Origin of the sequence: Corynebacterium singulare (assembly GCF_000833575.1) — a bacterium.
In the GTDB taxonomy this organism is placed as follows: Bacteria; Actinomycetota; Actinomycetes; order Mycobacteriales; family Mycobacteriaceae; genus Corynebacterium; species Corynebacterium singulare.
The window spans coordinates 138501-157172 of record NZ_CP010827.1; the positions used below are offsets into that span (position 1 = coordinate 138501).

21 protein-coding genes and 2 tRNA genes are annotated in these 18672 nt (G+C 62.1%); 18 read left to right on the forward strand and 5 right to left on the reverse strand.

Annotated elements, in window-relative coordinates:
• The first annotated feature begins 31 nt into the window (after positions 1 to 31).
• The 11 genes from CSING_RS00725 (at position 32) to CSING_RS00775 (ending at position 8478) form a co-directional block, all read left to right on the forward strand.
• Positions 32 to 1411 (forward strand): TrkH family potassium uptake protein, encoded by a 1380-nt coding sequence (locus tag CSING_RS00725; RefSeq protein ID WP_042528838.1) that lies wholly within the window; start codon positions 32 to 34, stop codon positions 1409 to 1411.
• Positions 1404 to 2096, forward strand: a complete 693-nt coding sequence (locus CSING_RS00730) for a potassium channel family protein (RefSeq protein ID WP_042528840.1) — start codon at positions 1404 to 1406, stop codon at positions 2094 to 2096. The genes CSING_RS00725 and CSING_RS00730 overlap by 8 nt, the downstream gene beginning before the upstream one ends.
• A 42-nt stretch (positions 2097 to 2138) precedes the next feature.
• Positions 2139 to 2501: a YidH family protein gene (locus CSING_RS00735; protein WP_042528843.1), complete on the forward strand. Its 363-nt coding sequence runs from the start codon at positions 2139 to 2141 to the stop codon at positions 2499 to 2501.
• Positions 2498 to 2791, forward strand: a complete 294-nt coding sequence (locus tag CSING_RS00740) for a DUF202 domain-containing protein (protein ID WP_042528845.1) — start codon at positions 2498 to 2500, stop codon at positions 2789 to 2791. Before CSING_RS00735 ends, CSING_RS00740 begins: the two co-directional genes overlap by 4 nt.
• A 222-nt stretch (positions 2792 to 3013) precedes the next feature.
• Positions 3014 to 4588 (forward strand): SLC13 family permease, encoded by a 1575-nt coding sequence (locus tag CSING_RS00745; RefSeq protein WP_042528847.1) that lies wholly within the window; start codon positions 3014 to 3016, stop codon positions 4586 to 4588.
• A gap of 188 nt (positions 4589 to 4776) precedes the next feature.
• Positions 4777 to 4852 (forward strand) — tRNA-Arg (locus CSING_RS00750).
• Positions 4853 to 5004: 152 nt separating this feature from the next.
• Entirely contained in the window at positions 5005 to 5706 is a 702-nt protein-coding gene (locus tag CSING_RS00755) for a type 1 glutamine amidotransferase domain-containing protein (protein WP_042528849.1), read from the forward strand.
• 63 nt (positions 5707 to 5769) lie between these two features.
• Positions 5770 to 6234 carry a hypothetical protein gene (locus CSING_RS00760; protein WP_042532994.1) on the forward strand — a complete coding sequence of 155 codons (465 nt, stop codon included), beginning with the start codon at positions 5770 to 5772 and terminating at the stop codon, positions 6232 to 6234.
• Positions 6235 to 6350: 116 nt separating this feature from the next.
• A complete protein-coding gene (locus tag CSING_RS00765; protein ID WP_042528851.1) occupies positions 6351 to 7256 on the forward strand; it encodes a DUF418 domain-containing protein in 906 nt (301 codons plus the stop codon).
• Positions 7256 to 8278 (forward strand): trypsin-like serine protease, encoded by a 1023-nt coding sequence (locus CSING_RS00770; RefSeq protein WP_042528853.1) that lies wholly within the window; start codon positions 7256 to 7258, stop codon positions 8276 to 8278. The genes CSING_RS00765 and CSING_RS00770 overlap by 1 nt, the downstream gene beginning before the upstream one ends.
• Before the next feature lie 11 nt (positions 8279 to 8289).
• Complete coding sequence (locus CSING_RS00775; RefSeq protein WP_042528855.1) at positions 8290 to 8478, forward strand: hypothetical protein; 189 nt, start codon at positions 8290 to 8292, stop codon at positions 8476 to 8478.
• Positions 8479 to 8916: 438 nt separating this feature from the next.
• On the opposite strand, the gene CSING_RS00780 is transcribed toward CSING_RS00775, so the two are convergent.
• Entirely contained in the window at positions 8917 to 9945 is a 1029-nt protein-coding gene (locus CSING_RS00780; protein ID WP_042528857.1) for a prephenate dehydrogenase, read from the reverse strand.
• A 39-nt stretch (positions 9946 to 9984) separates the two neighbouring features.
• Here CSING_RS00780 and CSING_RS00785 point away from each other — a divergent pair, with 39 nt between their 5' ends.
• The 4 genes from CSING_RS00785 (at position 9985) to CSING_RS00800 (ending at position 11427) form a co-directional block, all read left to right on the forward strand.
• Positions 9985 to 10488: a tRNA adenosine deaminase-associated protein gene (locus tag CSING_RS00785; protein ID WP_042528859.1), complete on the forward strand. Its 504-nt coding sequence runs from the start codon at positions 9985 to 9987 to the stop codon at positions 10486 to 10488.
• A 34-nt stretch (positions 10489 to 10522) separates the two neighbouring features.
• A complete protein-coding gene (locus CSING_RS00790; RefSeq protein ID WP_042532996.1) occupies positions 10523 to 10954 on the forward strand; it encodes a nucleoside deaminase in 432 nt (143 codons plus the stop codon).
• Positions 10955 to 11047: 93 nt separating this feature from the next.
• The gene (locus CSING_RS00795; protein WP_042528861.1) at positions 11048 to 11245 is read left to right on the forward strand and encodes a CsbD family protein; all 198 of its coding nucleotides are present in this window, start codon (positions 11048 to 11050) and stop codon (positions 11243 to 11245) included.
• Between the two features lie 91 nt (positions 11246 to 11336).
• Positions 11337 to 11427 (forward strand) — tRNA-Ser (locus CSING_RS00800).
• Between the two features lie 507 nt (positions 11428 to 11934).
• Here CSING_RS00800 and CSING_RS13795 read toward each other — a convergent pair.
• Positions 11935 to 12102 (reverse strand): hypothetical protein, encoded by a 168-nt coding sequence (locus tag CSING_RS13795; RefSeq protein WP_010188407.1) that lies wholly within the window; start codon positions 12100 to 12102, stop codon positions 11935 to 11937.
• A 115-nt stretch (positions 12103 to 12217) separates the two neighbouring features.
• Here CSING_RS13795 and CSING_RS00805 point away from each other — a divergent pair, with 115 nt between their 5' ends.
• The 3 genes from CSING_RS00805 (at position 12218) to tgt (ending at position 17381) form a co-directional block, all read left to right on the forward strand.
• The gene (locus tag CSING_RS00805) at positions 12218 to 13468 is read left to right on the forward strand and encodes an MFS transporter (protein ID WP_042528862.1); all 1251 of its coding nucleotides are present in this window, start codon (positions 12218 to 12220) and stop codon (positions 13466 to 13468) included.
• Positions 13469 to 13658: 190 nt separating this feature from the next.
• Complete coding sequence (locus CSING_RS00810) at positions 13659 to 16091, forward strand: MMPL family transporter (protein WP_042528864.1); 2433 nt, start codon at positions 13659 to 13661, stop codon at positions 16089 to 16091.
• A 6-nt stretch (positions 16092 to 16097) separates the two neighbouring features.
• The gene (gene tgt, locus CSING_RS00815) at positions 16098 to 17381 is read left to right on the forward strand and encodes a tRNA guanosine(34) transglycosylase Tgt (RefSeq protein WP_042528866.1); all 1284 of its coding nucleotides are present in this window, start codon (positions 16098 to 16100) and stop codon (positions 17379 to 17381) included.
• On the opposite strand, the gene CSING_RS00820 is transcribed toward tgt, so the two are convergent.
• Genes CSING_RS00820 through relB form a run of 3 tightly spaced genes read right to left on the reverse strand, consistent with a single transcriptional unit; the run spans position 17369 to position 18586 of the window.
• Positions 17369 to 18097, reverse strand: coding sequence for a sortase family protein (locus tag CSING_RS00820; protein WP_042528868.1), 729 nt, complete (start codon positions 18095 to 18097; stop codon positions 17369 to 17371). The genes tgt and CSING_RS00820 overlap by 13 nt on opposite strands.
• On the reverse strand, positions 18090 to 18374 hold the full coding sequence (locus CSING_RS00825) for a type II toxin-antitoxin system RelE family toxin (RefSeq protein WP_042528870.1): 285 nt from the start codon (positions 18372 to 18374) through the stop codon (positions 18090 to 18092). The genes CSING_RS00820 and CSING_RS00825 overlap by 8 nt, the downstream gene beginning before the upstream one ends.
• 2 nt (positions 18375 to 18376) lie before the next feature.
• The gene (gene relB / locus CSING_RS00830; RefSeq protein ID WP_042528872.1) at positions 18377 to 18586 is read right to left on the reverse strand and encodes a type II toxin-antitoxin system RelB family antitoxin; all 210 of its coding nucleotides are present in this window, start codon (positions 18584 to 18586) and stop codon (positions 18377 to 18379) included.
• Positions 18587 to 18672 lie beyond the last annotated feature (86 nt).

Consider the following 18672-nt stretch of genomic DNA (forward strand, 5'->3'; position numbering starts at 1 on the left):
CGCCTGCCTGCGCGGGTCTAGGATTCCTCCTGTGAAACGCGGTCATTCCTCGCGGCCCCGCCTGCAAGGCCCGGCACAGCTCACAGCGGCGGGCTTCCTGCTGCTCATCCTCGTGGGCACCGGCCTGCTCATGCTTCCGATCTCCGCCCACGTGCCGCAGTGGACGCCGTTCCTGCCGGCGCTGTTCACGGCGACGTCGGCAGTCTCACTCACCGGCCTCATCGTCGAGGACACCGGCTCCTACTGGACGCCCTTCGGGCAGACGGTCATCATCGTCCTCATCCAGCTGGGCGGCTTGGGCATCATGAGCTTGGCGTCCCTGTCCGGCATGCTGCTGACTGGCCGCATCAGCTTCAAGGCGCGCCGCACCACCGCGGCCGAGGGGCGCCCCATTGTCTCCGGCGGTATCCGGCGCACGCTGCTGTTTACCTTCGCCGTGACGCTCATCTGCGAGGCAGTGGTGGCCTGCATCATCGCCGTCCGCCTGGCCACCGCCCACGGCGTTCCAGCCGGTCAAGCGGTGTGGGAGGGCGTCTTCCACGCCATCTCCGCCTTCAACAACGCGGGGTTTAGCACCTACTCCGATAACCTCGTGCCCTTCGTCGGGGACGCCTGGATCCTTCTGCCGCTGGCCGCCGCGCTCATCACTGGCGGCCTGGGCTACCCCATGCTGGCGGAGCTGGCCCGCCGGGCGCGCGGCCGCATCGCGCGCTGGCGCGGCGGCCAGCCGCGCGTCTACCACATGTCCGTCACGGCCCGGATGACGTTTGCGGCCACCGCAGTCCTGCTCCTCGGCGGCATGGCATTCTTCTTCCTGTCGGAGCGCGCCGGGGTGTTGAGTGGCATGTCGGTGGGACAGCGCCTGCTCAACGCGTTCTTCATGAGCGCCTCGCCCCGCACGGCGGGTTTTAACGCCATTGACTATGGGCAGGCGCATCCCATCACGCTCATGGTCACAGACATGCTCATGTTCGTCGGTGGCGGCTCCGCCGGTACCGCCGGTGGCATCAAGGTCACCACCGCCTGCGTCCTGGCGGCGGCGATGGCCTCGGAGTTCCTGGGGCGGGAGGACACGGCGATTGGCCACCGGCGCGTGCCGCTGTCCACGTTCCGCCAGGCCCTGGCGCTGACCGCGGCGGGAATCATCCTCGTTGCCCTGGGCGTGGCCACGCTGCGCGTGTGGGATCCGGAATTCACCGCGGACCAGGTCACCTTCGAGGTCATGTCCGCCTTCGCCACGGTGGGCCTGTCCACCGGTATTACCTCCAGCCTGTCGGCGCCCTCGCAGATTATGCTGTGCCTCATCATGTACGTCGGCCGCGTCGGCCCTACCACCTTCGTGGCGGCTTTGGCCGCGCGCACGGTGAGCCTGCGCTTCCGCTACCCCGAAGAAAGGCCGTTCATTGGCTAACCTATTTGGCGCCCTGCGGCGCGAGAAGAGCTCCATCAATATCCCGCCGGTGGTCGTCGTCGGCCTCGGCCGCTTCGGCTCCTCTCTGGCCCGCGAGCTCATGGAGCACGGCGTGGAAGTCCTGGGCATCGACGCGGAAGAGAAGCTCGTGCGCGAGCACGCGGCCTACCTCACCGAAGCGGTCAGCGCCGATACCACCGATGCGGAGGCCCTGCGCCAGCTGGGCGTCGACGAGGTGGAACGCGTCGTCGTGGCCATCGGCTCGGACCTCGAGGATTCCATCCTTACCGCCTCTAACCTGGTGGAGCTAGGTATTAAGGACATCTGGGCCAAGGCGGATTCCGACGCGCACGCGCGAATCCTACGGCAGCTGGGAGTCCACCACGTTATCCGCCCGGAGCGGGAGACCGGCCGCCGCGTGGCGCACCTTCTGGGCGGGCGCTTCGAGGACTTCGCGGAGATCGCCGCTGACTATGGCGTGACGGTGATGGCCCCGCCGGCGTCGATAAGCAGCCGCCCCCTCAACCTGAATCAGGTGTGGGAGCAGCACCACGTGCAGCTCATCTCGCGCCGGGAGGGGCTGGGGGAGTGGCGCCCGCTTGCCGACGCCACCGAGCTCACCCACCACGACCTCATCGTCGTCGCGGGCAGCCCCACGGACCTGGAAGCCTTCTCGCAGTCCTAGCCCGAGAGGTACACGGCTGGAAGTGGCGCTACAGTGGCGCGTATGACGAAGGACCGCTTCCCCCGTTCGGTGTACGGCTCCGGTGAGGAGCCCGATCCGCGCTTCAGCATGGCCAACGAGCGCACGTTCCTGGCGTGGATCCGCACCTCCCTCGCGTTCATTGCCGGTGGCGTGGCCCTAGAGACCTTCGACCTGCCGCTGAATACGACCCTGACCCGCGTCATCTCCGCCGTCATGCTGGCGGTGGCCATTGTGCTCCCGGGCGTGGCCTGGCTGCACTGGGGTGCGGCGGAGCGCGCGATGCGGCACTCCCGGCCCCTGCCGGCCAGCCCCGCGTTGGCGCTGGTCGTGGGCGTGGTGATTGTCATCGGCGTCATGATTCTGGTGGGCGAGCTACTGGCGTGAGTGAGCTCTATGACCCCGGCCTGCAGCCGGAACGCACCCGCCTAGCGTGGCAGCGCACGGGCCTTGCCGCCCTGGTAGCCGGCCTGCTCGTGGCGCGCTCGGCGGCGCTGTGGGCCACGGTCATCGTGGGCGTTGTCACCGCCGCGGTGCTGTGGCTGGCCACGGCGAAGCTCCGGCACGCCGATAGCGCCCTCTCCCAGGCCGCGCCGCTGCCTGGCGCCTGGGCGCTCGCCGCGGTGACCGCGGGGACGATGGTGCTGGGCGCGGTGGCGTTCATAGCGGTCTGGTAGCCCCTCCCGTTCGCAGATCCCCAGACCTGGAACGGGGAAGTAGCTGCAGTACATAAATCAGCCCGTGTAGGGGTGGATATAGCCGCTTAGCGGGGGTAATAGTGCGGAACTAGTTGTTTGCTGTGTGTGGGGTTCGATAGTCTGAGGCTGCAAGCCTATTCGGTGACCCGTATAACTTTCAGCACTAACTTGGGTCTGGCTAACCAAGAAAAGGAGGGGCAGATGACTACCCCGCACACTCACGTCTCTACCGCGCACACGGAGGGCGAGGACGACCACGGCGTAGACCGCAAAGACTGGCGCCGCATGGCCATCGGGCTCTTCGCCGGCCTGGTGCTGGCGGCCATCGTGTGGTTCATTTTCCCCAGCAACGCCGTCGATACGGTGGCGCAATCCCCGGGCGCGAAGGAAGGGGCGGAGTACTCCGAGAGCGCACTGCGCGCGGTGGCCGCGGTGACCATCCTTATGGGCGTGTGGTGGATGACGGAGGCCATCCCGCTGGCCGCCACCGCGCTGTTGCCGCTGGTCATCTTCCCGCTGGCGGGCGTGGGCACCATCAAGGAGGTCGGCGCGCCGTACGCCTCCGCCACCATCTTCCTCTTCATGGGCGGCTTCCTGATCGCCCTGGCGCTGCAGCGCTGGAACCTGCACCGCCGCTTGGCGCTCTACGTGGTGAAGGTGATTGGCACCTCGCCCAAGCGCCTGATTCTGGGCTTCATGCTGGCTACCGGCTTCTTGTCCATGTGGGTGTCCAACACCGCTACGGCCGTGGTCATGCTGCCGATTGGTACCTCGGTACTGGCGCTTACCGCGGAGACTGTGGGCGGTTGGGATAAGCAGAAGAAGTTCGCTACTGCGCTCATGCTGGGAATTGCCTACTCGGCGTCGATTGGCTCGCTCGGCACGCTCATCGGCACCCCGCCCAATGCCTTCCTCAACGCCTACATGGCGGATACCTGGGGCGTGACCTTGGGCTTTGGCCGCTGGATGGCAGTCGGCGTGCCGCTGGCGGCGACGTTCCTGCTCATCGCGTGGTTCCTGCTGATTACTATCTTCAAGCCGGAGATGAAGGAAATCCCGGGCGGGCGCGAGCTTATCGACGATGAAATCAAGGCCCTCGGCCCATGGACCCGCCCCCAGATCATGACGGGCATTATCTTCGTCCTCGCCGCCGCGGCCTGGGTGACGCTGCCGCTGGTGCTCTCGGAGTTTGAGAACTACGACGACGCCATCGTGGGCATCGCCGCCGGCATCCTGCTGTTCATTCTCCCGGCAGATAACCAGCGCCGCATCCGCCTGCTGGACTGGGAGACCGCGAACGAGATGCCGTGGGATGTCCTTCTGCTCTTCGGCGGCGGCCTGTCCCTGTCCTCGGTATTCAACTCCTCCGGTCTGTCCCTGTGGATCGGTGAGATGGCCAAGGGGCTCAGCGTCCTGCCGGTGGTGCTCATCGTGGCCGCCGTGGCGGCTCTGGTCCTCTTCCTCACGGAGATCACCTCCAACACCGCGACGGCCGCGACCTTCATCCCGATCATGGGCGGCGTCGCCGTTGGCGTGGGCCTGACTGCCGACGGCGACATCAACGTCCTCCTGCTCACCATCCCCGTCGCGCTGGCGGCAACGTGCGCGTTCATGCTCCCGGTCGCCACCCCGCCGAACGCCATCGCGTACGGCTCCGGCTACGTCAAGATTGGGGAGATGATCAAGGGCGGCTTCGGCCTCAACATCCTGGGCATCTTCCTCATCACCCTCACCATCTACCTACTGGCGGTGCCCATCTTCGGCCTGTCCGTCTAGCCTTCATGGCTTAGCTAAGGCAGTGCCGTGCAAGGTAAACGGCGGGTGAATTTAGATCCCGCCGTAAAGGGTGAAAAACCTGCTGTGACGTCGTGATTTGTCAGTTTTCCAGAGCGTGGGTATAGTTATTCCTCGTTGCACAGCAGAGCGCACACGCTACAGCGTTACGCACTGCAAACCAACGGACTGCGCCCGTAGCTCAACGGATAGAGCATCTGACTACGGATCAGAAGGTTGGGGGTTCGAATCCCTCCGGGCGCACCACATCTCAGCCCCTAGCTGCACAAGCGGCTAGGGGCTTTGTGCTGTCCATATCTCCTCCTATAGTCGCGCCGCCTACGCTGACGGCACGCCGCCGCGTTTTCTGACATAGTGGGGCACCTAACCGAAACCGCGAATTTCAAGGAGAGTAGAACATGGCTAGCGTTTTGTTCGTCGTCAGTGCAGCAGATGTCTGGACCCAGAAGGACGGTTCCGTTCACCCGACCGGGTACTGGGCCGAGGAGCTGGCCGTTCCGCACCAACTGTTTAGTGACGCCGGCTGGGACATCACCGTGGCAACCCCTAACGCGGTAGCGCCGACGCTGGATAAGATGAGCCTGGGGGAGGGCGCCGGTGATCCCAAGGATCTGGAGAAGATTAGCGCTTACCTCGACTCCATCAAGTCCGAGCTCGACGCCCCGAAGTCTCTGGCAGACGTCAACGAGGCCGACTACGACCTCGTCTTTTACCCGGGTGGCCACGGCCCCATGGAGGACCTAGCGGTCGACGCCGTCTCCGGCGCACTGCTTAAGCAGCGCCTTGCCGCCGGCACGCCGCTGGCGCTGCTGTGCCACGCACCGGCCGCCATCCTGGCGGCGAAGAACGAGGACGGCACCAACGCCTTCGCCGGCAAGCAGGTGACTGCGTTCTCCAACACGGAGGAAGAGTCCACCGGGCTCGCGGAGAACGCGAAGTGGCTCCTGGAGAGCGAGCTGGTCAACGCCGGCGTCAAGTACGACAAGGCCGCAGAGGACTGGAGCTCCCACGTGGTGGTGGACGGCAACCTCTACACGGGCCAGAACCCGCAGTCCTCGGAGGAGCTGGCGAAGCGCATCCTGGCGGACCTGGACAAGTAAGCGCCGAAAAATGGAGGATTGAGTCGCAGGACAAGCCGGTCAAGGGCGGATATGCTGGTGCTCATGATCAAAGCGATTCTCTCCGCCATTCTGCTATTTATCTCCTCGCTGTTTTCTAGCGCGGGCTCCTCGGAGCTGGCGGGGAGTTCGGAGGCGTGGGCGGTGAACGTCGCCAAGCATGGCGTCATCACGAACGCGCCAGCAGGTTTGGTCGAGGCCAACGACGAGCAGATGGAGCACATCACTGCTTTCAGGTGGGAGTCTGAGGCGAGCCCAGAGGATTTCTCCCTGAATTTCCAGAACCAGACGGCGTGGCTGCCCTGTAACGGAGGCAACTTCACCTTGGTTGATGGCGGGGTGGAGCTTGGTGGTGTGACGGAAATGGCCTGTCCCAGAGGAAAGATTGACCTTCCCTTCACCGTGTTCCTGTCCGAACCGGCGAAGGTAATGGTGAACCGCGATGCCTCCGCAACGCCTCAGCGCATTTACCTTGTGCGTGGGGATCAAGCCATCGCCCTTACCCGCTGAGACGCGCATCACGCAGTGCTGCGTGAAACGCAGACCTGAAAACGAACACAAATAAGAAGACCGGCCAGAGCCCCTGGTCGGTCTTTCGACGTTTTCGACTGCAAGGAGATGAATAGGTGTCAGCGCATGCCCGAATAGTGGGTCTCGATATTGCACGTTCCTTGGCCATCATCGGGATGATCATCCTGCACATGGCCAACCTGGTGTGGGGTGTCAAAGTGGTGCTCTCAGGGCTGCCGGCAGCCGGCTTCGTCATCATCGCCGGTACTACGATGATGATTCTTGCCCGTGACTACTCGCTGCGGGTGTTCATGAAGCTGGTGGCTCGCGGCTGCCTCATCATGCTTATTGGCGTGGCTTTGCTGCCCGTTGGCGGTGAGATTCAGGTGGTGCTCGTGGTGATGGGCGCGGCCATGGCGCTGACAGCCTGGGTGCCGCCGCTGGCCACTGGTTGGAAGGTACTGCTTTTCGCGCTGGCCACCGCGGGGGCGACGGTTCTCTACGCGCCGTACACCCTCCCGCAGGTCTACCCCCTCGTGGCGTTCCTGGCGTACATGGTGGCGGGCATGCTGCTTTACGACGTCTACCTCACCCGCCCCACCCGCACCCACACCATTACGACCGCGGTGGCTGCCGTTGTCACCGGCATCGGCCTGTGGCAGCGCTTCAACCCGGACATTCCAGGCTGGCTGCGCTTTACGGGGCATACGGGTGTGCTTGGTGAAATCCTTCTCTCCGTTGCGGTGACCGCGGTGGTGCTGCACCTGTGTCTGGTCCTTGGCCGCCAGTGGCCACGTGTATTCTTCCCCTTCGCGGCGCTGGGGTCGATGTCGCTGACCATCTATATCCTGCATATTTTCACTGCTCGCTATTGGCAGGCGAACGTCTCGCTGCACAACACGATGGCAGCAGTGGGTTTTGTGCTCGCTTTCTTGGTGCTGAGCGCGCTGTGGAAAAAGTTCTTCGGAAAAGGCCCGGCCGAGAGGGCCGTGGCGTGGGCAATCAAGGAGGTGGCCGCGTAATGACGGCACGAAAGATGACTGCTGTTCTGGCTAGCGCTGTGGCCGTGGGGCTAGGCGCTGCGCCGGCCATGGCCTTGGAATTCGCCCAACCCGCACCTCACTCGGAGGAAAGCGCTGCCGTAGCCGCTCTACGCATGGGCAAAATTGGCAACTTCGGTGACTGCACCGGCACGCTCGTGGCCGAGCAATGGGTGTTGACCGCCCGCCACTGCTTGGAGTCCGTCAACAACGACGGCACTCAGGCGCGCTTCGGTGACCGAGTCTTTGATGCTGACTCCTGGGCGGTTTCACCCACCATTGACGCCGGCCTTATCCACCTCACCGAACCCGTCGAGGGCATCACACCTGCCAAGCTTGCGGACGCAGTGCCCTCTGCCGGCGAGAAAGGCCACTTTTACGGTTGGAGCAGCAGCTCCCGGATGGCCCGCACAGGCCAGCTGCCGATGGCGGAGATGGAAGTGGGCGAGCTTCTCTCGGGCGGCACCCCGCCTCCTGAGGAAGCCGAAACGCCACAGGTCATGGAAGGCGGTGAGATGCCTGAGATTGCGGTTAGCCCTGACGGTGCGGAAAGCATCCCGGCGGGTGCGCTCGGCTCGGAGAGCGTTCCCGCTGGTGAACTTGGCGGATCCACCCCGATGATTGCCGCAGCCATCATGGACGTGAAGGCCCTCAACGGTGAGGGGATGCAGGGCGGTGATTCGGGCGGACCGTTCTTCGTCGATGGTCGGCTCGTCGGCGTGGCCACGGCTGGCACGTCGAATGCGGACCCGGATCTTCCGTCCCCGACTGCTGCCATCACCTCGGTGGTCGAAGTCCGCGACTGGATTGAGGCCATCACCAGCGGCCGCGATACCGACGGCGTTCTCAACGCTGATACTTCCCCGGCGCCGCCGACAACGATGCAGGTCAGTGCTCCCGTTGCATGGCCAGCGAGCATTGCCGCGGTAGTGGGGCTCATCGCAATCGCCTTCTTCTCGCGCCTGCGAGGCCGCAAGCCAAGCGCTGAAAAGCGCACCAGCTAGGCTGAAACTCCATGAAGGAGAAACTCGTTCCCTGTCTTATCGCCGGTGCCATCCTCGGCGTGGTGCTGTGGCTGGCTTCCGGCATGCTGTGGTTGTTGCCGGTAGGCCTAGTACTAGGTCTTGCGGGGTACCCGCTGCTCGGCATGACGCGCGATGAGTCTCAAGCCCGCAAGCGCCGCGACGACACCTTCCGCGACTAAGCGCCCCCCGCCGCCGCACGCCGCTCCACGCCACCGCGCACGCTGTCATGCGGCTCATCACTAGATGGCATTCCACAAAAGGCATCGTGTAAAAGGCAACTGCCAGAGGGCATCTTTGGGGCTGAAAACGCCATCTGCAGTGCCCACATGGCGTTTTCAGGCGAGAAAACGCCTTGTGGATAATGCCATCTGCGCGATGCCTTCTGGGATCACCGCCAATGGCGGGACGGTCAGCTATCTGCGCGGTAGCGGAAGAGTGACGCAGATGGTCCCTTTACATTGGTCCCTTTAGTTTGGTCCTTTTGCTGACCACAAGGACCATCTAGGTATAGAAAATTGCTTGTACATGGTCCCTTTAGGCTGTAAAGGGACCAGAGTAACGGGACCGTACTAGAGGGACCTTGTGCCACGGCGGTGAGGGCGCGGTGAAACCACCGGCTAGAAAATCTCGATGCGCCCGCCGAGGGACTCGGTTTGGCGCAGCTGCGCCACCCAGTTCGGAGCGCCCGGGTGCAGTCGCAGCACCGGGCGGGAAGAAATCTTGACCGGGGAGACCGATTCCTTCCGAGCGCCGGATCGGGCTTCGATGCGGGTGCGGGCTCTGTAGCCGGCGTCGGCAAGCTCGGCGATGGACGGCTCATCTGAAGCCAACGAGTCACGGGCAGACTGCATCAACTCAATCGCCTCATCCAGAGCGCTGACCAAAGCCGTCGCGTTCGTCTCACACATCTGACGCACCAGGTCAGGGCGGGTACCGGCCACGCGCGTGCCGTCCTTGAAGGAACCGGCGGCCAATGACTGTGCGAGAATTCCGCCGTTATCGCCCACCACCGCGAGGGTCTCCGCCAGCACGTGCGGCAGGTGAGAAATGCGAGCCACCGCGGCATCGTGGTTGGCCACGCGCACTGGCACTGCTTCCGCATGAACCATCTGCGTCATGCGGACAACATCAGCGAAAACATTTTCCCATTCAAGAGGGATGCGCTCACCGCGGGCGTCGCATTCAGCGGCGTAGTCGTAGGTGATAACCCAGGCGGCACGGTGAAACAGGCCGGTCTGCGAGTTCTCCCAGCCGGACTTGGAGGTGCCCGCCATGGGGTGGCCGCCAACGTAGCGAGGATGCATGTCGCGCTCGATGACGAGCTGGCGGATTTCGGCTTTGACCGAGACGACATCGGTAAACCCGCAGCTTGGGGCGTGCTCCTGAATAGCGTCAAGAACCGAGGCAACCGCGTCCATGGGCACCGCGATGACGATGAGGGCTTTGTCTTCCTCTGCGCGGCGCAGGATGGCTGGGAGGTCATCAGTAACGTCAAAGCCCTGCTTCACAGCAATGCGGGCACCGGACGTGGAATGGTTGTAGCCGAATACTGGGTGCTTGGCCGCGGCGAGATCACGCAGCAGGGAACCGCCGATGAGGCCGAGACCGATAATGCAGACGGGGCGTTGAACATCTTGAGAACTCACGGTGACAATTGTGGCACAACCCGACTAATCTGACGAGGTATGAGCCATGACGATCTGTCTTTTTCCATCACCGTCGCGCGTGACGAGCGCGGCTGGGTGATTCGCCCCTTCGAGGATGACTTTGACGATGTCCAGACCTCGATTAAGGCGGTGCGCAACCTGCGTTCCGAGGGCGCGGCGTTTGCGCTGCTATGTGTGGAGGATGACTATTTCGTCGTGGTCCGCCCGGTGCCGGGGGATGTACGCATGCTGCTTTCCGACGCCACCTATGCCGCCGAAGACGACTTCGCCGCGGACTTCCTGGACTTGCGCGACATCGATATCCCGGATTTGGACGAAGATGAGTGGGAGGACGCCGACCCGTACGGCGACGGTGACTTCGACATCTTCGCGGACCTCGGCCTCGATGAGGATCAGGTGGGCTACATCATCGAGAACGATGAGGACTGGCCTTCCGATATGCTCCTGCGCATCGCCGGCGAGCTGGGCTTTGGTGATGAGTTGGAGGACTACCTCGACGGCCTCGACTCGGATGACTCTTAAGCCGGCGGAGGGGCTGGTGCGCGCGGAGTCTCGCATGCGTCGCGCCCTGGAGGTGGCGCGCACCACGCCGGCGGGGGATATCCCGGTAGGCGCCGTGCTGTATGACGCCTCCGGTAAAGAACTCGCCACCGGCGTTAACCGCCGCGAACAGCTTGAGGACCCCACCGCGCATGCGGAGGTGGAAGCCATCCGCCAGGCGGTGCGCGTGCATGGCGATCGCTGGCGGTTGGAGGGCTGCGAGCTGGTTGTCACGCTGGAGCCGTGCGCAATGTGTGCGGGTGCGATTCAGGCTTCCCGGGTGTCCTCGGTGGTCTTTGGTGCCTTTGAGCCGAAGACGGGGGCATGTGGCTCGCTTGTCGACGTCCTCCGCGCCCCCGGCGCCCTCCACGTCCCGCAATTGCGCGGCGGCGTGCTGGAGGGAGAGTGCGCGAACCTGCTCACCGATTTCTTCGGGGGACTTCGCTGAGAGCGAATGTGGGCTCTTGTTGCTGCAGCCGCACCCGAACCGGGTGTAGGCTGGGGGCCACATCAGAAACGCTGATAGATAAAGGAGCAAACTATGGGTGATTTCGAGAACAAGAAGGACGAGTTCGTCGGCAAGGCCAAGGAAGCCGCCGGCGACGTGACTGACAACGAGAAGCTGGAGAACGAGGGCAAGGCCGACCAGGTCACCTCTGAGGCTAAGCAGAAGGCCTCCGACGCCGTCGAGGGCATCAAGGATAAGGCCAACGAGGTCATCGGTAACCTCAAGGACTAATTCCTAGCCTCAAATAGCTGAATCGCTGTCCCCGCCGCCTGGCGTGGGCAGCGATTTTGTCGCTCGGGACGACTCCCGTAATCTGGAACGCGGTGGCGTGTCCGAGCGGCCGAAGGTGATCGCCTCGAAAGCGATTGTTGGGTAACCCCCAACCGCGGGTTCAAATCCCGCCGCCACCGCCATGTCATGAGTCGCGACATGCTTGACAGGTGAGTCGCGACATCGTTGACAAACCGGCATCTCAGTTTGTTTTGTTCTGGGGTGCCGGTTTCGCTTTGCCCAGAGCACTGGAAAGGTTGATTCTGTTCCTGGAGGCCCTCCTTGCAGGAACCCTGCCGCGTGCGCGAGAAGTATCGGGATAGTCCGAGCATGAGCACGATGGCGCCTACGCTGAGTGGAGCAAGGGCTTCTTAGTCCTACGGCAATACTAAGGCCTTAGCCTGCTTTGACGATGGCGAGGTTGCGGTTGGGACTGTTCATGGTGTCAAACATGTCCCGACTCACCTGTCAAGCATCATTCGACACGGTAAGGGTGGGCTTAATGTCAAGTTTGTCGCGACTCACCTGTCAAGTATCAGGACTGCCTTCGCAGGAACAGGGTGTCAAATATGTCGTGAACTCAGACACCGCCGCCACCGCCACATCCGGCACTCCAGTTTTAAGCTCTGGGGTGCCGGTCTTTTCATGTTTTAGAAGCCGGCTCGCCCTCTATCAACATCTCTTTGGAAATCCAGCGCGGCTTGGCGTGCCTCAGGGTCGTGGTCTTCCGTACGCTTGTGAATCCGCCTGCTCATCATTCCCGCTGGGATGGCAATGAGAAGGATGGCCGCGACGGCAACAATGACGAAAGTTGACATGGGGGTCTCCTAAAGCACTTCAGTGGATAAAACTCTGGCTGGACAGGGAGTGAGCGTGTCCTGACTCTCTATAGTGAAATACTATGACATGTAACACTATAAGATGTTGTGATTAATGAATAGTCTTTCTTTTAAAGCTACGTTCTCGCTCGTCTTTGCAGCCGCTGTCGTTTCCGGGTTGGGTGACGGCCTCATCCCGATTGCTTTTGCGCTTCAGGCGCACCGAGTAGATCCGTCGGGCCGCGGCTTGACGGTGGTGCTTATCGCGCTGTGGGCGGGCCGCTTTCTTAGTTCTTTAGTGGTCCGAAAACTGCCGCCACCACACCGGCCAGTGACCTGGATGCTGGGGAGTGACGTCGTTCGGATGCTGGCGCAGTGGGGACTTGTAGCGTGGGTGGTTGCGCGCGGCGATTCTATTGCTGCGTTCGCGCTCTCAAGCTGCGTGTACGGTTGTGCCTCGTCATTCTTTGGACCAGCAAGGTTTAGCCTTTTGTCGCAGCTGTTTTCCGACGAGCAGCGCACCCGAGTCAATGGAACCCTATCGATGCTCGGTGATGTGCTGTTTATCGCCGGCCCCCTCATCGGTACAGCGGCAGTGCTCACCTTGGGATTTAACACGGTATTGCTTATCGACGGCGCCACCTTCCTCGTGGCCATGCTCTTTGTTCTTCCGTTTCTCTCAGTACGTAGAGAACCAGCAGGAGAAAGCTCTAATAGCGCCGCGGCTGAACCAGAACCGGACCGCGCAGGTTCATCGGCTTCGAACAAGCCTCTTACGTCCCCGACGCTCCCTAGCTGGGCACGGGTAGGGCTCGGTACTTGGCTGGTCGCGGCAGTTGTCAACGGCTTCCTAGGAAGTGCTGGCCCTACATGGATTATGAATACTTTCGACGAAAGATCCTGGGGGTTTATGGCAACTGCGCTTGCGGTCGGTTCGCTGATTGGCTCAGCTGCAACAATTCTGAAGGCATTAGATCGGGTGCGCTTTAGCACCTTGCAAAGCCTGATGTTGATTCTTCTGGCCGGACAGATCCTGGCTTTGGCATTCTCCTCTGTCTTCGTGCTCATCGCTGCAGTTGGTGCTGCTGCGTCCTTGTTGATGACTGCGGCAGGTATTGCGTGGGATTCTCTCGGGCAGTCTTTGGGAGATGATGGTCTGGTACACCAGTTCGCTACAAAGGATCAGCTGGTCTTTACCGCCGGTACCCCGCTTGGAATGATTCTTTTCGCGGCACTTTCTTCTCATCCTGGTGTTGCGGCGGTTGCCTTGGCAGCTGCGTTGGTAGTCGCAGCTGTTGCGTCGTCCTTGCCTGTGGCGCGTTCGCCGCGTACGGCAGATATGGCTGAGGGTGCTGTTTCTTTGTGATGAAGTGAAGTACGCATGGCAGGTGTGTCATTGGCTTGTTGGCGGTGAAGCCCTGTAATCACGAGCTGGTGCTTATCTGGTCACGTGATGTCGTTAGGGCTTCGAAGCCCCACTGGTTAAACTGGTGCACATTCGTGTCCACCACCAAAGCTTCCGCGACTCACAATCGCGCATGTGAAGGGGAAATTCCGTGGCAAAGCTGCTCTATCACCTAGGCCGCTGGTCTTACATCAATCGATGGAAGGTCATCATCGCCTGGATCATCATCGTAGCGGCGGCAGGTGGCGCAACGCTGGGGCTCATGAAGTCCATGACCACGGAGTATTCCATCAGCGGCACCCCGGCGATCGATGCTACCCACCGCGCGGTGGAGCTCTTCCCAGAGAACGGGAACCCCGCCAATTCGCCGTCGGTCAACCTTGTTTTCAAGGCTCCGGAAGGGGAGAAGCTCAGTGAGCCCAAGAATGAGGCCGCGATCAAAGACGTGGTGCATCACATTGCAGAGGGCTTGAATATTCCGGAGGGAAGCCAGCAGCGTTGGGGCAACCCGCTTGACGTGTCGCCGGCGCTGCAGCAGCAGGTCATCGAGCAGTTCACCTCCATGGGCTTGCCGGAGGAGACCGCGCAGGCGGATGCTGACAACCTGGCGATGGTCAATGCTGATGAGACGATTGCTTACACCACCTTCGATTTCGATGCGGAAAGCCCCTATTCAGTAGACCCCGCGGATAAAGAAGTGGTCCATGAGGCTATGGACATTGGCCGCGAAGTGGGCTTAGAGGTAGAAGCCGGCGGCGCGGGCTTCGGTGACGAAATCCAGGTCAACTCCATTTCTGAGATCATCGGTTTGGCCGTGGCGTTCATCGTCCTCATCATCACCTTCGGCTCCTTGGCTTCGGCCGGAATGCCGCTTATCTCCGCTGTCGTGGGCGTGGGCCTGGGGGCGATGGGTGTCATGATTGCGACCCACTGGATTGAGCTCAACAACCTCACCCCGGTGCTGGCCGTCATGATCGGCTTGGCCGTGGGCATCGACTACGCCCTGTTCATCATGTCGCGCTACCGGCAGGAGCGCTCCCGAATGGATGGGCCAGACGCCGCCGGCATGGCCGTCGGCACGGCGGGCTCCTCGGTGGTCTTTGCCGGTGCAACGGTCTTCATCGCCCTCTTCGCGTTGCTCGTGGCACGCATCAGCTTCCTCACGGCGATGGGCCTGGCGGCAGCGGGCACGGTCTTCATGGCCGTGCTCGTGGCGCTGACTTTGGTGCCAGCAATGCTGGGCCTGCTGGGAGATAAAGCCTTTGCCGGGCGCATTCCCGGCGTGGCCGGAAATCCGACAAAGCGCCGCCCACGCCGCTCGAAGGCAACGATGGGTAACCGTTGGGTACGCACCGTCCAGCGCGCGCCGGGCGTCGTCATGGCGTTGGTGGTACTAGGTCTGGGTGCTTTGACCGCCCCAGTGCTCCACATGGAGCTGGCGTTGCCCGCGGATACCACGTCCAACCCGGATACCACCCAGCGCAAGGCGGCGGACCTGCTTTCCGAAGGTTTTGGCCCCGGTATCAATGGCCCCTTCCTCGTCATCGTGAACGGTGCCGAAGCGAACCCCGATTCCGCTGCTCTCAAGCCTTTGGTGGAGGCTCAAGAAGGGGATGAGAATGAGCAACAGAAGGCGGCATTGGCCTCCTTCATGTACTCGGCACAGCGCCTCAACCAAGTGGGCGGTGTGAAACATGCGCAGCTGGTGGGCGTGAATTCCGATTCCACCGCGGCACAGATCATGGTCAGCCCCACCACAGCGCCGACAGATGAGGCCACGGTTGGTACAGCCTCCGCTCTTCGTGCCGCGAGCCATGAAATTGAGGACATCACCGGCGCCGAAGTCGGTATGACGGGCCTGACCGCGGTGCAGCTCGACATCACCGAGCGCCTTGAGGGGGCCATGGGGCCATACCTCGCCATCGTGGTGGGCCTGGCCATCGTCCTGCTGCTCGCGGTCTTCCGCTCCATCTTGGTGCCACTGGTGGCGGGCCTGGGATTCTTGCTCTCCGTCGGTGGTGCCTTCGGCCTGACCGTGCTGGTGTGGCAGGACGGCCTCACCGGCCTGGTGCCTGCGCCGGGCCCGCTGATTTCCTTCATGCCCATCTTCCTCATCGGCGTGACCTTTGGTCTGGCCATGGACTACCAGGTCTTCCTGGTGACCCGTATGCGCGAGCATTTCTCCCGCTTCCCCAAGGGCACCGATGGTCAGTACCGCAAGTACAACGTCAACGATGAAGCCACTATTGCGGGCTTTACCGCAGGTGCGCGTGTGGTCACGGTCGCAGCCATCATCATGATTGCGGTCTTCGTGGCCTTCATCAACCAGCCGCTGCCCTTTATCCAGATCTTCGGCTTCGCGCTGGCAGCGGGCGTGCTTTTCGACGCCTTCCTAGTCCGCATGTCCCTCGTCCCCGCCACCATGTTCCTCATGGGACACACGACCTGGTGGATGCCGAAGTGGCTGGACAAGCTAATCCCGCAGCTGGATATCGAGGGCACCGCGCTGGAAGAGGAATGGGAGCGCGAACACGCTGCATCCTCGCGTGAAACAGAGGATACGGCAGCGCAAACAGTAGACTAAAGGCTTATGACTCACCCTAAGCCCCAGCTGGAGACCGACCTTTCCTTCGACGTGAAGAAGGAGCTGGACTTAAGCGGTCCAGCACAACCGGGAAAGCACGGCCGCACCGGTGTTATCCACACCCCGCATGGAGATATCCAGACCCCGGCCTTCATCCCGGTGGCCACCAAGGCCACGGTGAAAACGTTGACCCCGGAACAGATCCGGCTGACCGGGGCTCAGGCTATTTTGTCCAACGCCTATCACCTCTACCTGCAGCCGGGCCACGACATCGTGGATGAGGCCGGCGGTGTTGCCACCTTCGAGAACTGGCATGGGCCGACCTATACCGACTCGGGCGGATTCCAGGTGATGTCCCTCGGGGTGGGTTTTAAGAAGGTCCTGGCCATGGACGTGGCGGACCTGACGGAGTCCGATATCCGCGCGGCCAAGAAAGAGCGCATGGCGCAGGTGGATGAGGACGGCGTGGATTTTAAGTCCATCATCGACGGCTCCTCTCACCGTTTCACCCCGGAAGTCTCCATGCAGATCCAGCATGGTCTGGGTGCGGACATCATGTTTGCCTTCGATGAGCTGACCACGCTGGTGGATACCCGGACCTACCAGGAGGAATCGGTGGAGCGCACGCGGCGCTGGGCGCAGCGCTGCCTGGATGAGCATGACCGCCTGACCCAGGCCCGCGGCCCGCAGAAGCCACGCCAATCCCTGTGGGGCGTGGTGCAGGGCGCGCAATACGAGGACCTGCGCCGACAGGCCGCGAGCGGTCTGGTTGAGCTCTCCGATCGTGCGGAAGCAAACGGTAAGCGCGGGTTCGGTGGCTTCGGCATCGGTGGCGCGCTAGAGAAGGAGAACCTGGGCACGATTGTGGGCTGGGTGTGCGATGAGTTGCCCGTCGATAAGCCCCGGCACCTGCTGGGTATCTCTGAACCCGATGACATCTTTACCGCCGTAGAGGCTGGTGCCGATACCTTTGACTGCGTGGCACCGACCCGCCTGGCGCGCCGCGGTGGCGTGTACACCCTGGATGGCCGCCTCAACCTCACCAATGCGCGTTTCAAGCGCGACTTTAGCGGTGTGGATGAGGAGTTCGGCGGTTACGTGTCGGAGAATTACTCCCGCGCCTACATCCACCACTTGCTCAAGGCCAAGGAATTCTTGGCTGGCACGCTGTGCACCATCCACAATCTGGAGTTCATGATCCGCCTGGTAGATAACATTCGGGAGTCTATCGACGGCGGCTACTACGAGGCCTACCGCGATGAATTCATGGGGCGCTACTACGCCAAGTGACCAGTGACGATGACGTTATACTCCAAATCCGTATAACCATCGACGGCGCAGGCAATGAGCACGATGCGCCCGGGCACCTCGGTATTCATGAGGTCGGCGTCGCTACCGAATTGATTCTTGGGGATGAGGAAAGCGTCATCCACTACCCACTCACGGCCGGCACCATCGGCCGAGGTCATGCGGATGTGGGAACCGTTGAGGGTGGACGTCGCAAAGCGCTGCACCTGCACTCCGTCGAGGCCCTCCACCGTGGTGGGAGAGCTCAGGTCCACGTTGGCCGTGACGACCTCGGAGAAGGGATTGAACACGAGTTTCTGCTGGCCCCACGCATGCCCCAACACATAGGTCGTGCCCTGCTCAGCCGTGGCGGGGGACTCACCCCAGCCGTCGACCCAGCGCACCATCGTGGCTTGCGGGCCGGCGGGGTTGAGTGGCACGACGAAAGGCATGGAGTCATAGGTCGCCCCCGTGATCGTGGCCGGGCCATCCATCTCAAACGTGCCGGTCAGTGCTGGTGCCGGGCCCTCATTAAGTGGGGGTGGGGTGGGCGCTGCGCTTGACGACGCCTCACTGCTCACCGTCATCGACTCCGACGCGGCCGCGTCGCTCGTCGTTTCAGGTGACGGGTCTTCTTCGGTCCCCGAGCACGCCACAAGGCTTAGGGCCGCGGCCAGGCTCAGAGCAAGCATGAGGGACGTTCGACGCTGCTTATGCATCGTAGATGTCTTTCCGGTGGCCAATAGCGAATATCTCAATCGTTACTTTCTGGTCGTGGATGTACGCCAGAATGCGGTAAGAACCGACCCGATAGCGCCATTCACCTGAACGGTTTGAAGTCAATCCTTTTCCGAAAGCTCGAGGGTCTTCGCAGCCCTCGAGGTTCTTGTGGATCCACGTCACGATGATTCGTGCATCGAATCGGTCAAACTTCTTTAGCTGTTTGCGGGCTTTCGCCGTGAATTCGACGTGATATGAAGTGATTCTCTCCGACATCTTTAGAGATCCTCGAGGACCTCATCAAGGCTAAACCGTTCGCCAGAATCCTCTGCCATTGCTGCGCGCAGTTCCTGAAGGTCGTAGTAGTCCTCGACCCGTTCTAAAAGCGCTGCTCGGGCAAAATCAGATATCGTACGGCCTTCAAAGGCAGCTAGATTCCGAACGAGTTCCGCGTCGTTATCATCCATGCGAATTGTCAACGTAGCCATATTCCCTCCTTAACCAACGTGAATACATTGTATTCTATGGGGAGAACGAAGGGAAGGGAGAAAGAGACCCCCTCAGCACAGTGGGT

Coding starts and splice junctions, on each gene's coding strand:
- CSING_RS00735 (WP_042528843.1), top strand. CDS start 2,139: ATGACGAAGGACCGCTTCCCCCGTTCGGTGTACGGCTCCGGTGAGGAG.
- CSING_RS00745 (WP_042528847.1), top strand. CDS start 3,014: ATGACTACCCCGCACACTCACGTCTCTACCGCGCACACGGAGGGCGAG.
- CSING_RS00755 (WP_042528849.1), top strand. CDS start 5,005: ATGGCTAGCGTTTTGTTCGTCGTCAGTGCAGCAGATGTCTGGACCCAG.
- CSING_RS00760 (WP_042532994.1), top strand. CDS start 5,770: ATGATCAAAGCGATTCTCTCCGCCATTCTGCTATTTATCTCCTCGCTG.
- CSING_RS00770 (WP_042528853.1), top strand. CDS start 7,256: ATGACGGCACGAAAGATGACTGCTGTTCTGGCTAGCGCTGTGGCCGTG.
- CSING_RS00775 (WP_042528855.1), top strand. CDS start 8,290: ATGAAGGAGAAACTCGTTCCCTGTCTTATCGCCGGTGCCATCCTCGGC.
- CSING_RS00785 (WP_042528859.1), top strand. CDS start 9,985: ATGAGCCATGACGATCTGTCTTTTTCCATCACCGTCGCGCGTGACGAG.
- CSING_RS00790 (WP_042532996.1), top strand. CDS start 10,523: ATGCGTCGCGCCCTGGAGGTGGCGCGCACCACGCCGGCGGGGGATATC.
- CSING_RS00795 (WP_042528861.1), top strand. CDS start 11,048: ATGGGTGATTTCGAGAACAAGAAGGACGAGTTCGTCGGCAAGGCCAAG.
- CSING_RS13795 (WP_010188407.1), bottom strand. CDS start 12,102: ATGTCAACTTTCGTCATTGTTGCCGTCGCGGCCATCCTTCTCATTGCC.
- CSING_RS00805 (WP_042528862.1), top strand. CDS start 12,218: ATGAATAGTCTTTCTTTTAAAGCTACGTTCTCGCTCGTCTTTGCAGCC.
- tgt (WP_042528866.1), top strand. CDS start 16,098: ATGACTCACCCTAAGCCCCAGCTGGAGACCGACCTTTCCTTCGACGTG.
- CSING_RS00820 (WP_042528868.1), bottom strand. CDS start 18,097: ATGCATAAGCAGCGTCGAACGTCCCTCATGCTTGCTCTGAGCCTGGCC.
- CSING_RS00825 (WP_042528870.1), bottom strand. CDS start 18,374: ATGTCGGAGAGAATCACTTCATATCACGTCGAATTCACGGCGAAAGCC.
- relB (WP_042528872.1), bottom strand. CDS start 18,586: ATGGCTACGTTGACAATTCGCATGGATGATAACGACGCGGAACTCGTT.